A 253-nucleotide genomic window follows, 5' to 3' on the forward strand; every position below is an offset into this window, starting at 1 on the left:
CTGAGACTGCTCAGTTACACGTAGTCACTAAAGCCCCGATTCATTGCCAGCATCCTCATGTTCATATTTATAATCATGTTCAGGCCTATACCCCCGAATGGCTAAGACTTTATCAGCAAGCCGATGTTTTTGTTATGCCAACCTATGCTGATGCATTTGGTTATGTGTTTATTGAAGCGATGGCTATGGGATTACCAGTTATTACCACTCGAATCAATGCAATTCCTGAGATTGTCAGTCATGGAGAAACGGG

At 42.7% G+C, this 253-nt stretch carries 1 protein-coding gene; it reads left to right on the plus strand.

Annotation, left to right across the window (positions count from 1 at the left end):
- Positions 1-253: glycosyltransferase family 4 protein (locus R0J87_RS22605; protein ID WP_498889139.1), on the plus strand; the 253-nt coding region annotated here is incomplete at both ends.

Origin of the sequence: Halomonas sp. SIMBA_159 (genome assembly GCF_046536035.1) — a bacterium.
GTDB lineage: Bacteria > Pseudomonadota > Gammaproteobacteria > Pseudomonadales > Halomonadaceae > Vreelandella > Vreelandella venusta_A.